This window comes from Streptomyces sp. NPDC057253 (genome assembly GCF_042669125.1).
Classification (GTDB): Bacteria; Actinomycetota; Actinomycetes; order Streptomycetales; family Streptomycetaceae; genus Streptomyces.
In genome coordinates this window covers 1-13241 of sequence record NZ_JBHUXV010000186.1, presented here as the reverse complement: position 1 = coordinate 13241, position 13241 = coordinate 1, and the positions used below count along the sequence as shown (strand labels likewise).

Genomic DNA, 13241 nt, shown 5'->3' with positions numbered 1-13241 from the left:
GCCCGGGACCGTGCAGGTCCCGGGCGCCTCATCCCGTTTTCGGTGAAGTGGGTGGCTAGGAAAGGAACTTGTAGCCGCCGAAGCCGGTCGCGATCTTTGCCCTCGTCCCGAACGACCCCTTGCCGTCGCCGTTGTTGCGCCACAGGGTGCCGCCCGTGTCGCGGGAGACCAGGTCGGCCTTGCCGTCGTCGGTGATGTCGCCGACGCCGATGACCGTGTTGTAGGAGCCGCCCCAGTTGGTGAACAGCTTCACGCGGGGCTTGAAGGTGCCCGTGCCGGTGCCGTCGTAGCGGTAGAGGACGTTGGACTTGTCCTGGGCGAGGAGGTCGCCGATGCCGTCGCCGTTGAGGTCGCCGGTGCCGACGATCTTCTTGTAGCCCTTCCAGTTGTCGTAGAGCTTCACGCGCGCGGAGAGCTTGCCGGTGCTGGTGCCCTTGTAGAGGTAGACCGTGCCGGTGGAGGCGTTGCGGGCGATCAGGTCCGGGCGGCCGTCGCCGCTGATGTCCCCGGGGGTGGTCAGGACGTCGTACTGGTTCCAGCCGCCGGTTCCCAGCGAGGTGTACGACGTCGACGGCCTGACCGCGGACCCGCAGCCCGGCTTGTACAGGCGCAGGGCGCCGCTGCTCAGCCGGACCAGGACGTCGTTGCAGCGGTCGCCGCTCAGGTCGCCGAAGGGGATCGCCCTGATGGTGGTGGGCCAGCCTCCGGCGCCGACCTTCTCGCCGAACCTGCCGGTGCCGGTGCCGCCGTGGAAGGTCAGGCCGCCGGAGGTGCTGAGGGTGAGCAGGTCGCCCCGGCCGTCCGGGCCGTCGGGGCTGACGAAGTCTCGGCGGACCGCCGAGCCGCGCAACAGATAGCCGTCGCCGCCCGCCACCGTGACCGGGACGGTCGTGCCGAGGCCGGTCGCCTTGAGCGTCCAGGTGAAGCCGCCGTTGGGGAAGGGGACTCCGCTCGACGTCTTGCCGTTCCAGTTCGCCGTCGCTTCCGCCGAGGCGGCGCCGCCGGTGAGCGTGCGGGTGGCCCTGCCGGTCGCACCGCTCTGCACCGAGGTGAAGGTCAGGGACCAGGACGTGACCGGACGGGACAGCACCCACCGGCCGGTCCAGGCCGACGCGGAGCCGGGCTCCACATAGCCCTCGGCCTCCGTGCGGAACGCCGTCACCGCGGACGGCGTGACGCCGGTCGTGGCCACGTGCGTCTGCTCGAACGTGTCGAACCAGGCGACCAGTCCGGTGTACTCGTCGACCGTCCACCGGAACCGGCGGTCCACGGCGAGCCCGGAGTCGGGCAGGCCGGAGGCGACCACGCGGGTGGCACCGGTCGTCGTGTCCGTCAGGACCAGCCGGTCGGCCTCGTGGTCGTGGCGGACCGTGAAGCCGTCGCCGAGCAGGACGTCCCCGGGGGTGACGGTGACCGACTCGGCGGCCTTGCTGTCGTAGACGCCCGCCGAGGCGTCGGCGCAGGACCAGTACACCCAGCGGCCCGCCGCCTGGAGCTCGCTCGGCACACAGCCGAGGTCCGGGACGTCGACCGTGGAGAGCGTCTTCCTCGTGGTCAGGCTGTACGAGGTCAGCCGGCCCGGAGTCGTGGTCGCGCTCCACAGCACGGAGCCGTTGAGGGCGGCGGCGCGGACCGAGCGCTTGAGGGGATCGCCGTAGCCGAACTCGCCGATGTACTGCGTCGGGGTCGCACCACCCGAGTTGTAGACGGCGTAGTCGTCGGAGACGTCGACGATCGCGCCGCCCTGGGTGCCGTACGTCAGCGTGTAGTCGGACCAGCCCCCGTCGTGGATGGAGACCAGCTGGTCGGCGTCCTCCAGACCGCTGCCGCCCTCGTTGACGTCGGCGAAGGTGTTGAGGAAGACGTCGTCGGGGCCCGTGACGTTGTTGCCCCACAGGGCGGAGCAGGCGGTGCCCGGGTAGGGGCACTTGGCGGCCACCGAGTCGCCGGTGGTGGCCTCGGAGGCGGTCAGCTCGGTGCTGCCGTTGGTGGTGAGGGAGCGGACCGAGGTGGTGTCCATGGAGCTCGTGGAGCTGTCCTCCGCCACCCGCAGACTGCCCCGGCTCAGGGCGATGCCCGTCTTGGCGTTCTCCAGCGGGGGCACCTTGGCGATCCGCTTCAGCTGCGGGGTGCCGTCCGCGCCCGGGACGACCCGCTGGACCCACCAGTCGGCCGCGCCGGAGCCGCCGGTGACCAGCGCGGTCCCGTCGGGGGCGGCCAGGGGGGTGCCGTACGACCAGGTCAGCAGCGTCTTCGTGGTGCCGTCGGCCAGCGAGAGGGCCCGTACGGTGCTGCCGTTGGTGGCGAGGACCAGCCAGTCGCCGGTCAGCACGGGCACCGGGGTGCCGGGCAGGTCCTCACCGGCGATCGGGGTCGTCTCCGCGGCGGTGAGGTCGGTGCGCGGCCTGACGTGCAGTCCGGAGGCCTCGGTGTACCAGCCGACGCGGTCCTCGCTCAGCACGACCTCCGGGACCGTCTCCCGGGAGAGCCCGGTGAAGGCCGGTGTCAGCTGGGCGGTCGCGAAGTCGAGGTAGCCCACGGTGTACGACGTGAAGGCGCCGTTCTCGTCGCGGGCCGGGTAGGTGAGGAGCGCGCCCTTCGGGTCGCCGGTGCGCCCGGTGTTGATCTCCCAGGTGCCGTCGGCGGGCAGGCCGGAGACCACGCGGTCGCGCTGCTGTCCGTCGACCAGGTCGACGAGGTGCAGCACATAGCCGTCCAGCTCCTGGCCGTCGACGACTCCGTCCCGCTCGACCGTGACGGTCGTCTCGCCGTACGTGCCGACCCGGGTCGCGGACTGCCGCAGATCCACGGTCCTGAGGGCGCCACCGCCCGGGCTCCACAGGGACACCGGGTCGCCGTAGGTGCGGTGGGGCAGCGCCACGGTGTCCGCGGCCTGCCCGAAGACACCGGAGGCACAGCGCGCGGAGATGTCGTAGCAGCTGGTGGTGGTCGGCTGGTAGACGCCGGTCGGGCCCTCGACGGGGACGGTGACGCCGTCCCCGTAGCCCGTCCACAGCAGGCCCGCCACCCCCGACTGGCGGTGCAGATAGCCGGTCGCGCCCGCGGCGAGCAGGCGTTCGGTGCGGGGGGTGTCGCTGCGGGGATCGTCCAGGACGATCTCGGTGGTGCCGGCCGCGGCGGCTGTCGCCGCCTGCGCGCCGGTGTCCTCGGTACCGGAGAACAGGGTGATCGAGCCGGCCGCCACCGCTACGGCCAAGGCGGAGAGGAGCGTGGCACGGCCCGCTCGTCTCGGGGCGTGTCTGCCCAACTGGGGGTCCTTCCCTATGAGTCAGCAAACCCTATATGCAGGTAAGAGAGGAGTGAAGGGAGGGTAAGGAGGTGCGGGAGGGGTGGTCGGTGCCGCCGTGGTGACGTGACCGGGAATTTCTGGCGGTGGGGCAACCTCCCTGATTCCGGCGGCTACTTGAGGACGGGAGCGCCTCTGCCGGTGCTCCACGCAACCGCACCTGTCCCACCACCGCTCCTAAGGAATCCCCGTGTCCTCTGCCTCCCACCGCCGGTCGCTCCGCAGGCGCCGCACCCTGATCGTCTCCGCCGCCGTGGTCGCCGCGGGTGTCGGTGCGGGCGTCGTCGTGATGAACGCGAACGCCCAGGCCGTCGACCTGTACCACCAGACCCTCGGCGCGAAGGACGGCTGGGCCTCCTCCGGCACGGGCACCACCGGCGGCCACAAGGCCGACTCGGCGCACACCTTCACCGTCTCCACGCGCGCGCAGCTGGTGAAGGCACTGGGCTCGGTGTCCGACACCACCCCGCGGATCATCAAGGTCAAGGGCACGATCGACGCCAACACCGACGCCGCCGGCAAGAAGCTGAGCTGCGCGCACTACGCGTCCGGGACGGGCTATTCGCTGACCTCGTACCTGAAGGCGTTCGACCCGGCGACCTACGGCCGCTCGAAGCTGCCGTCCGGCACCCAGGAGACCGCGCGGGCCGCCGCGCAGAAGAAGCAGGCCGCGAACATCGTCTTCAAGGTGCCCGCGAACACCACGATCGTGGGCGTGCCCGGCACCAAGGCCGGCATCACCGGCGGCATGCTCCAGATCCAGAAGGTGGACAACGTCATCGTCCGCAACCTCACCTTCGCCGCCACCGAGGACTGCTTCCCGCAGTGGGACCCGACCGACGGCAAGGACGGCAACTGGAACTCCGCCTATGACGCGGTGACCCTGCGCGGTGCCACCCACGTCTGGGCGGACCACAACACCTTCACGGACGCGCCCCACCTGGACTCCGCGAACCCGAGGCACTACGGCCGCGAGTACCAGATCCACGACGGGGAGCTGGACATCACCAAGAGCTCGGACCTGGTGACCGTCTCCCGCAACCGGTTCACCAACCACGACAAGACCATGCTGATCGGCAGCAGCGACAGCGAGCCCGGCGGCAAGCTGCGGGTCTCCCTCCACCACAACGTGTGGAAGGGCATCGTCCAGCGGGCGCCCCTGGCCCGCGTGGGCCAGATCCACATCTACAACAACTACTACGACGTCACCACGCTGAACGGCTACGCGCTCCAGTACAGCATCAACTCCCGCGCCAAGGCGCAGGTCGTCGCCGCCGACAACTACTGGAAGGTGCCGTCGACCGTGAAGGCTTCCAAGCTCCTGTCCGGCGACGGCACGGGTGCGATCGCCGGCAGCGGCAACCTGGTCAACGGCACGGTCACCGACCTCGTCGCCGCCTACAACGCCGCCGCCTCCAAGGACCTGAAGACCGGCGTCAACTGGACGCCGACCCTGACGGCGGGCCTGCAGACCGGCGCCGCCGTGAAGAACCTGCCGACCTCCCTGGCCACGACCACGGGCGCCGGAGTGCTCTCCTGACTCAGGTGTCGTAGGTCCCGTCCCACGGATCCGCGAAGGCGAGGCGGTCGGGGTAGAGCTCGGCCCACTGCTCCCCCTCGTCCTCGCGGATCACCAGACCGAAGCGGACGCCCTCGTGGATGACGCTGAAGGGGCGGATCGCGATGTCGGTGTAGGAACGGCGGGGCAGACTGCGCAGCAGGGTCGCCCGGTGCACCTGGGCACGCGTGAGCGGAGCGGCGTCACCGACCGGATCGCGCTGCTGCTCCGCCCAGGTGCCGGCACACCAGATGTCCGAGTCGCGGTAGTTGCCGTCCGCGTCGAAGGTGTGCAGCACCGCGTACAGGCGTTTCTGCTCTTCCCAGCCTTCCTCGAGGCGGAACCCCTCGGGGAAGGCATACGTGATCGACGCCAGGAACTGACCCTCCGCATACCGCCCGATCGTCTCGGTGCGGTGCCTCGGCTCGTAGGCGACAGGAATGACACCGGGCACGGCCATGGCGCAAACCATACGGCTTGGCGCGGACACGGCGATGCCCGGGTCGGTATCCGGACAGCCGGAAAGCCGCCGCGGCTACTCCGGGACGCCGCCGAAGCGCTCCTTGTACGTCTCCAGGTCCTCGTCCGTCAGCTTGGCGAACAGGACCGGCGGGACCGTGAAGGGGACGCCGGGGGTGAGGGCGGTCAGGGCGCGGGCCTCGTGGGCGGAGACCCAGGTGGCGGTGTCGGAGGGCAGCGCGAACGCCTGGCGCATGGCGGCCGAGGTCGCCGGGATGAACGGCTCCGAGACCACCGCGTACAGGTGGATCAGGTTCATCGCGGTGCGCAGCGTCAGCGCCGCGCCGTCCTTGTCCGTCTTGATCTGGAGCCAGGGGGCCTTCTCCTCCAGGTAGGAGTTGCCCGCCGACCACAGCGCGCGCAGGGCGGCCGCCGCCTTGCGGAACTGGAGCGCCTCCATCTGCTGCTCGTACTCGGCGAGCAGCCGGGCGATCTCCTCGCCCAGCTTCGCCTCCGCCTCGCCGGGCGCACCGCCCGCCGGGACCTCCTCGCCGAAGCGCTTCTTCGAGAAGGACAGCACGCGGTTGACGAAGTTGCCGAGGGTGTCGGCCAGGTCCTTGTTCACCGTCGCCGTGAAGTGCTCCCAGGTGAAGGACGAGTCGTCCGACTCCGGGGCGTTGGCGATCAGGAAGTAGCGCCAGTAGTCGGCCGGCAGGATGTCCAGGGCCTGGTCGGTGAAGACGCCCCGCTTCTGGGACGTGGAGAACTTCCCGCCGTAGTACGTCAGCCAGTTGAACGCCTTGACGTAGTCGACCTTCTTCCACGGCTCGCGCACGCCCAGCTCGGTCGCCGGGAACATCACGGTGTGGAAGGGGACATTGTCCTTCGCCATGAACTCGGTGTAGCGGACGTCGGTGTCGACGTCGTACCACCAGGACTTCCAGTCCCGGTTCTCCGGGTCCAGGTCCGCCCACTCCTTCGTCGCCCCGATGTACTCGATCGGGGCGTCGAACCAGACGTAGAAGACCTTGCCCTCGGCGGCCAGCTCCGGCCAGGTGTCGGCCGGGACCGGCACGCCCCAGTCGAGGTCACGGGTGATCGCGCGGTCGTGCAGGCCTTCGTTCAGCCACTTGCGGGCGATCGAGGAGGCCAGCTGCGGCCAGTCGTCCTCGTGCCGGGAGACCCACTCCTCGACCTCGTGCTGGAGCTTGGACTGGAGGAGGAAGAGGTGCTTGGTCTCGCGGACCTCCAGGTCGGTGGAGCCGGAGATCGCCGAGCGCGGGTTGATCAGGTCCGTCGGGTCGAGGACCCGGGTGCAGTTCTCGCACTGGTCGCCGCGGGCCTTGTCGTAGCCGCAGTGGGGGCAGGTGCCCTCGACATAGCGGTCCGGGAGGAAGCGGCCGTCGGTGGGGCTGTAGACCTGGCGGATGGCGCGCTCTTCGATGAAGCCGTTCTCGTTCAGGCGGCGGGCGAAGTGCTGGGTGATCTCGACGTTCTGCTGAGAGGAACTGCGGCCGAAGTAGTCGAAGGCCAGCGCGAAGCCGTCGTAGACCGCCTTCTGCGCGTCGTGCGCCTGCGCGCAGAACTCGTCGACCGGCAGGCCCTGCTCCTTCGCGGCCAGCTCGGCCGGGGTGCCGTGCTCGTCCGTCGCGCAGATGTAGAGGACGTCGTGGCCGCGCTGGCGCAGGTAGCGGGAGTACACGTCCGCCGGGAGCATGGACCCCACCATGTTGCCCAGGTGCTTGATCCCGTTGATGTACGGAAGGGCGCTGGTGATGAGGTGTCGAGCCATCGGGGGCTGCTCCCAGGTTGGTCGTGCGGGTGAGTCGCTTCGCGAGTCTTGAAATCGTATCCGACATGGGTGGGCCGCCCGCTTCCCGTTTTACGGGGTGGGAAGGGGCGGCCCGGTGGTGCGTAGTGGTGATCTTCGGGGGTTACGGGCGCCAGTTCGCCAGGATGCCCTCGTAGATCTCCGCGTCCGTGAGTTCCTTCGGGGTCTCGCCCGCGAGGAAGTGGGAGGTGTTGGGGAGCTTCAGCTTGCGGAGGTAGTCGAAGGCCTTGTTCTCCGGGTCACCGAAGGCGACGAAGGAGAAGAAGACGGCGGGGTGACTCTTCGCCGCGTCCGTGAGGGCCTGGGTGGCGGGGGTCTTCGCGTCCGGGGCGCCGTCGGTCTGGAAGACGACCAGGGCGGGGGCGTCGGGAGCGTGCTTGGTGTGCTGCGCGAGGACTTCCTCGACGGCCGCGTGGTAGCTGGTACGGCCCATGCGGCCGAGCCCGGCGTGCAGGTCGTCGATCTTGTTCTCGTGGTCGGTGAGGGTGAGCTCGCCGGTGCCGTCGAGTTCGGTGGAGAAGAAGACGACGTGGACGGTGGACTCGGGGTCCAGGTGGGCGGCGAGGGCGAGGGTCTGCTCACCGAGGGCCTGGGCGGAGCCGTCCTTGTAGTACGGGCGCATGCTCGCGGAGCGGTCCAGCACGAGGTACGTCCGTGCGGTGGTGCCGGTGAGGTCGTGAGCGGCGAGGGTGGCTGCGGCGGTGTCGTAGGCGCTGCGGAGGGTCTGGGGTACGGCTTTTTCGTTCCCACCCGCACCACCCGTGCGGCTCTCGTCGTCGACTGCGGGTGGCCCCTGTGGAGCGGTCGCGCCGTCGGCGGCCGCGGCAACGGCAGCCTCCGGCTCCGGCTCTACGGCGGCCTCGGGCTCGGGGGTGGCCTCGGCGGCCGGCTCCGGCTCTACGGCGGCCTCGGGCTCTACGGGCTCTACGGCGGCCTCGGGCTCCGGGTCGGGGGTGACCTCGGCGACCGGCTCGGGGTCGGGGGTGGCCTCGGCGACCGCCGGCTCCGGAGCGGTCTCCGGCTCGGTCTCGGTCTCGGGGGCCGGGTCCGCCTCGGCGGACTGCGGCTTCGAGTCCTCCGCTGCCGCGGGGGTGGGCTCTTCAGCCACCGGCTCCGCTACGGCGGGCTCGACCTCGGTCGCCGTCTCGGCGACGGTCTCCTCAGCGACTACGTCCTGAGCCACCGGCTGCTCCGCGGCGGCGTCCGGCTTCGGCTCCGACTCCGCTTCAGCGACCGGCGCCTCCGCGGCAGCCTCCGGCTCCGACTCCGCTTCAGCCGCAGGCTCCTCGGCGACCGGTTCCTCAGCCGCAGGTGCCTCAGTCACGGGCTCCTCGGCGGCGGCTTTCTCCGAGACCGGTTCCTCCACCGCGGGCCCCTCAGCCGCGGGCTCCTCGGCGACGGGTTCCTCAGCAGCGGGCTCCTCGATGGCGGCCTTCTCCGAGACCGGTTCCTCAGCCGCGGGCGCCTCAGCGGTCTGCTGCTCTTCGGACGCCTCGGGCACCGCCGTGGGCTCCTCCGATGCCGGCTTCTCGGCCGTCGGCTGCTCGCTCTCCGCCTCCGGTGCCTCGGTCGCCGCCTTCGCAGAAGCCGCCCCCGCCTCCTCAGCAGATCCCGGTGTCTCCGCCGTCGCCCCCGCCGGAGGCGTCTGCTTCGGGACTGTCACGTGGTCGAACGCGGCCGAGACCAGTTCGTGCTCGGAGTCGGTGGACGGTGTCGCGGCGCGCGGTTCGGGGACCGTGGCCGTCGCCCCCGCCGTAGGCGCCGGGTTCGGCTCCGTCGCCTCCTGCGAAGGAACCGCACCCTCTGCCTCGGTGGCAGCGGCCTTGCGTGATCGGCCGCCGAACGCGTTCCGCAGGAGAGTGAGAATGCCCATTAGCGCAACCCTTCGCATGAGTTGAAGCCCGTCAATCCCTGGCCAGGACGGACACGTAAGGTTAGCGGCCCCCGGGGGCGATCTTGGGCAGGGGCGGGTGCCCGGGGCCCCGGCAGTCAAGACCTGGTTCCGGACTTCACCCCCGCGCGCACCCAACTCTCCTACGTCCACCCCGGGTTCATCCACCGTTCACCGCCCCGCCCCGCTCTCGCACATACGCGCCCCTACCGTCCGTCAAGCGAGATTCAAGGGGAAGCAAGGGGAGAGCAAAAGTGCGTGTGCAGCTGCCGTTGATCAACAACGCCCATGGGCGGTCCGCCCTGACCTGTCGTTTCCGGTGCGGGGACGCCTGTTTCCATCCGGCGCCCAACACCTCCGCCAACCCGTACGTCGGTGACGTGATCGCCACCGCGCTCAGCCGCCGTTCGGTGATGCGTGCCGCCGCGGTCGTGACTGTCGCGGCGGCCGCCGGTACCGCGGAGACAGTCGTCGCCCCGTCCGCCGAAGCCGCCCAGCCCGCCAAGGCGAAGGGCAGGGCCGCCCGCGGTCTCCGCTTCACCCCCGTCGCCCCGAACACCGCCGACACCGTGACCGTCCCGCCCGGCTACGCCCAGAACGTCGTCGTCCGCTGGGGCGAGCCCATTCTGCGCGGTGCCCCGGCCTTCGACCCGGAGAAGCAGACCGCCGCGGCCCAGGCCGGCCAGTTCGGGTACAACAACGACTTCCTCGCGCTGCTGCCGCTGCCCGGCGAGCGCGGTCGGCAGGTGCTCGTCGCCAACCACGAGTACACCGACGAGGTGCTCATGTTCCGCGGCTACGACGCCGCGAACCCCACCCGCGAGCAGGTCGAGATCGCCTGGGCCGCGCACGGTCTCGGTGTCGTCGTGGTGGAGGAGAACAAGAAGAACGGCGCCCTCACCCTCGTCCCCAGGCACCACCTCAACCGGCGGGTCACCGCCACCACCGAGTTCCGGCTCACCGGGCCCGCCGCCGGGTCCGACCTGCTCAGGACGTCAGCCGACCCGACCGGCCGCAGGGTGCTCGGCACGCTCAACAACTGCTCCGGCGGGACGACCCCCTGGGGCACCACCCTGCACGGCGAGGAGAACTTCAACCAGTACTTCGCGAACGCCGGCCGGGCCACCGACAAGCGGTACGGCATCGGGACCGGCGCCAGCGAGCGCAAGTGGGAGCGGTTCGACAAGCGGTTCGACGTCGCCCAGGAGCCCAACGAACCGCACCGCTTCGGGTACGTCGTCGAGCTCGACCCGTACGACCCCTCCTCCACGCCCCGCAAGCACACCGCGCTCGGCCGGTTCAAGCACGAGGGGGCGACCGTACGGCTGACGCACGACGGGCGGCCGGTGGTGTACTCCGGGGACGACGAGCGGTTCGACTACTTCTACAAGTTCGTCGGCAGCAAGCGGATGCGGAAGGGCAGCGGGCGGGCCGTGCGCGAGCACAATCTCTCCCTGCTCGACGAGGGCACGCTGTACGTCGCCCGGCTCACCGGTGACTCCCCCGCCATCGAGATCGACGGGACCGGGAAGCTGCCCGCCGACGGGGAGTTCGACGGCAGCGGGGAGTGGATCCCGCTGGCGACCGCCACGGCGAAGGGGGCCGTGTCGCACGTCGAGGGCATGTCCGCCGACGAGGTGTTCGTGTTCACGCGCCTCGCCGGGGACAAGGTCGGCGCGACCAAAATGGACCGGCCCGAGGACATCGAGCCCAACCCGCGCACCGGCAAGGTGTACGTCGCCCTGACGAACAACACCAACCGCGGTGTCGGCGCCAACGCCCCCGCCGACGAGGCCAACCCCCGGGGCGCCAACAAGCACGGGCACGTCCTGGAGCTCACCGAGCGGTGGAACCTCCCCGACAGCACCAAGTTCGCCTGGACGCTGTTCCTCGTCGCCGGGGACCCGGAGGATCCGGCCACCTACTTCGCCGGGTTCCCGAAGGACGACGTCTCGCCCATCTCCTGCCCGGACAACGTGGCCTTCGACCCGCACGGCAACCTGTGGATCTCGACCGACGGCAACCAGCTCGGCTCCCACGACGGCCTGTTCGGGGTCGCGACCAGGGGCGAGCGGCGCGGTGAGCTGAAGCAGTTCCTGACCGTGCCGACCGGGGCCGAGACCTGCGGTCCGCTGGTCCAGGACCGGCGGGTGCTGGTGGCGGTGCAGCACCCCGGTGAGATCAGCGGGGCGACGGTCGAGCAGCCGGCGAGCACCTGGCCCGACGGTCCGGGGAAGATCGTACGGCCGGCGGTCGTGGCGGTGTGGCGCAAGGACGGCGACGACATCGGCGTCTGAGCCGCGCGGCTCCTCAGGGAATGGCCGGAACCGTCGGTCGCGGCTCCTGGTGCCCGGCACCGTCGCGTTCCAGCCATTCCCGGTACGCCGGTGCCTGCCGCGCGCTCTCCCAGTACGCCTCCTCCAGCGCGGGACGGACCCCGTCCAGGTCCGTCTCGGTGCGGGCCGCGAGGAGCAGCCGTACGCCGAGCGGGTCGCCCTGGAGCCGCCGTACCGCCATGTCGGGGCGGGGCACCCGGGTGGGCTGGCAGACGGTGACGACCTCGCCGGTGGCGACCAGGGCGTCGGCCGTGTGGTAATCGCCGTGCAGGACCACGGGGTTGACGCCGGCGGCGCGGAACATGCGCTGCACGGCGTCCCATTCACCGTCGACCGTGGGGTCGATCATCCAGCGGTCCCGGGCCAGGTCGGCCAGGGTGACCACGGGTTTCGCGGCCGCCGGGTGGTCGGCGGGCAGGGACACGAACTGCGGCTCGCGTTCGACCAGGACCCGCAGGCACAGCTCGCGCGGGATGCGCAGCGGGCAGCCCTCCACCTCGTGCACGAAGGCCACGTCGAGCTGGCCGTCGGCGACCATGTGCAGCAGGGCGTTGGGGGAGACGTTCATGTGGAGGGTGGGGTCCTGGCCGTGGGCGCGCAGCCGGCGCAGCCAGCCGGACAGGGCCCGGCTCGCGGTGGAGCCGACGCGCAGTTGCGGGCCCCCTGCCGCGGCCGCGCGGGCGTCGGCCATCAGGGAGCGCATCTCGGCCAGCAGGGGGCGGGCGCGGCTGAGGACGAGCCGGCCCAGCGGGGTGGGGCGGCAGCCCGATCTCGCGCGCACGAACAGCGCGCCGCCCAGGGCCTGTTCGATCCGGCGCAGCTGGGTACTCAGCGACGGCTGGGCGACCCCCAGCTGACGGGCGGCCCGGTGCAGGCTGCCGGTGTCGGCTATCGCCACCACCGCGCGGAGGTGTCTCACCTCAAGGTCCATGCGATCGGAGCGTAAGCGGGGGGCGGGGGTTGCACCAGGGGCATCAACTCCGGTGATAGGACCGCGCTATCACCGGTTGGCATCATCACAGCCGCCGCACAGCCGCTGACACTCACATCGACGACTCACCCCCACCTAGGAGTCCTCGATGCGCCAGCACATCTGTGCCCTCACAGCGACAGCGGCCGCCCTCGGTCTGGCAACGGCCGGTCTGGTCACGGCGGTTCCCGCGGCGGCGGCCCCCGCTCCCGCCCCGTCGGCCGGCTACACCGCGACCGCGACCACGGACACCGGTGACGCCTTCTTCCAGGCCGTCCTCGCGTCCGTGGCCGAGAAGCGGGCCGCGAACCCGAGCAGCGCCGCCGCCGTCACCGTCGTCTACGACGCCTCCCGTGCCCCCACGTTCAGCAGCCAGATAGCCCGCAGCGCCCAGATATGGAACAGCTCGGTGTCCAACGTCAGACTCCAGGCGGGGTCCGCGGCGAGCGCCGACTTCTCCTACCGGGAGGGCAACGACTCGCGCGGGTCGTACGCCTCGACCGACGGACACGGCAGCGGTTACATCTTCCTGGACTACCGGCAGAACCAGCAGTACGACTCCACCCGGGTCACCGCGCACGAGACCGGTCATGTGCTCGGTCTGCCGGACCACTACTCCGGTCCGTGCAGCGAGCTGATGTCGGGCGGCGGCCCCGGCACGTCCTGCACCAACGCGATCCCGAACTCCGCCGAGCGCAGCCGGGTGAACCAGCTGTGGGCCAACGGCCTGGCGGCGGCCATGGAAGAGGCCCTGACGGCCAAGGCCCTGCACAAGTCCGACCGCTAGCCACCATCCCCCACTCCGACCGCCGGCGCCACCACCCCCACCCCGACCACCGACCGCCACCCCCCACCCCGGTGCGGGCCGCCCACCACGAGAGGGCGGCCC

The 13241-nt window shown here is 71.0% G+C and carries 8 protein-coding genes; 3 read left to right on the top strand and 5 right to left on the bottom strand.

Going from position 1 to position 13241, the window contains the following annotated elements; genetic code table 11:
- Positions 1 to 55 precede the first annotated feature (55 nt).
- Positions 56 to 3217 carry an FG-GAP-like repeat-containing protein gene (locus ACFULQ_RS45730; RefSeq protein ID WP_383556763.1) on the bottom strand — a complete coding sequence of 1054 codons (3162 nt, stop codon included), beginning with the start codon at positions 3215 to 3217 and terminating at the stop codon, positions 56 to 58.
- A gap of 280 nt (positions 3218 to 3497) precedes the next feature.
- Between ACFULQ_RS45730 and ACFULQ_RS45725 the strand changes: the two genes are divergently transcribed.
- A complete protein-coding gene (locus tag ACFULQ_RS45725; RefSeq protein WP_383556760.1) occupies positions 3498 to 4847 on the top strand; it encodes a polysaccharide lyase family 1 protein in 1350 nt (449 codons plus the stop codon).
- A 1-nt stretch (position 4848) separates the two neighbouring features.
- Here the strand turns inward: ACFULQ_RS45725 and ACFULQ_RS45720 are convergent, their stop codons facing one another.
- The 3 genes from ACFULQ_RS45720 to ACFULQ_RS45710 form a co-directional block, all read right to left on the bottom strand.
- Positions 4849 to 5325, bottom strand: coding sequence for a hypothetical protein (locus tag ACFULQ_RS45720; RefSeq protein WP_383556757.1), 477 nt, complete (start codon positions 5323 to 5325; stop codon positions 4849 to 4851).
- Positions 5326 to 5400: 75 nt separating this feature from the next.
- Positions 5401 to 7116, bottom strand: a complete 1716-nt coding sequence (metG, locus tag ACFULQ_RS45715) for a methionine--tRNA ligase (protein ID WP_383556755.1) — start codon at positions 7114 to 7116, stop codon at positions 5401 to 5403.
- A gap of 142 nt (positions 7117 to 7258) precedes the next feature.
- Positions 7259 to 9028 (bottom strand): VWA domain-containing protein, encoded by a 1770-nt coding sequence (locus ACFULQ_RS45710; protein ID WP_383556752.1) that lies wholly within the window; start codon positions 9026 to 9028, stop codon positions 7259 to 7261.
- A gap of 272 nt (positions 9029 to 9300) precedes the next feature.
- Here ACFULQ_RS45710 and ACFULQ_RS45705 point away from each other — a divergent pair, with 272 nt between their 5' ends.
- A complete protein-coding gene (locus tag ACFULQ_RS45705) occupies positions 9301 to 11343 on the top strand; it encodes a PhoX family protein (RefSeq protein WP_383556749.1) in 2043 nt (680 codons plus the stop codon).
- Between the two features lie 13 nt (positions 11344 to 11356).
- Here the strand turns inward: ACFULQ_RS45705 and ACFULQ_RS45700 are convergent, their stop codons facing one another.
- Positions 11357 to 12313, bottom strand: a complete 957-nt coding sequence (locus tag ACFULQ_RS45700) for a LysR substrate-binding domain-containing protein (protein WP_383556746.1) — start codon at positions 12311 to 12313, stop codon at positions 11357 to 11359.
- Positions 12314 to 12461: 148 nt separating this feature from the next.
- Here ACFULQ_RS45700 and snpA point away from each other — a divergent pair, with 148 nt between their 5' ends.
- Positions 12462 to 13139, top strand: a complete 678-nt coding sequence (snpA, locus tag ACFULQ_RS45695) for a snapalysin (RefSeq protein WP_383556744.1) — start codon at positions 12462 to 12464, stop codon at positions 13137 to 13139.
- Positions 13140 to 13241: the final 102 nt, after the last annotated feature.

What these genes read in the sequence shown, in the direction of transcription:
- ACFULQ_RS45700 (WP_383556746.1), bottom strand. Translation starts at nt 12,313, where the DNA reads ATGGACCTTGAGGTGAGACACCTCCGCGCGGTGGTGGCGATAGCCGAC.
- ACFULQ_RS45720 (WP_383556757.1), bottom strand. Translation starts at nt 5,325, where the DNA reads ATGGCCGTGCCCGGTGTCATTCCTGTCGCCTACGAGCCGAGGCACCGC.
- ACFULQ_RS45710 (WP_383556752.1), bottom strand. Translation starts at nt 9,028, where the DNA reads ATGGGCATTCTCACTCTCCTGCGGAACGCGTTCGGCGGCCGATCACGC.
- metG (WP_383556755.1), bottom strand. Translation starts at nt 7,116, where the DNA reads ATGGCTCGACACCTCATCACCAGCGCCCTTCCGTACATCAACGGGATC.
- snpA (WP_383556744.1), top strand. Translation starts at nt 12,462, where the DNA reads ATGCGCCAGCACATCTGTGCCCTCACAGCGACAGCGGCCGCCCTCGGT.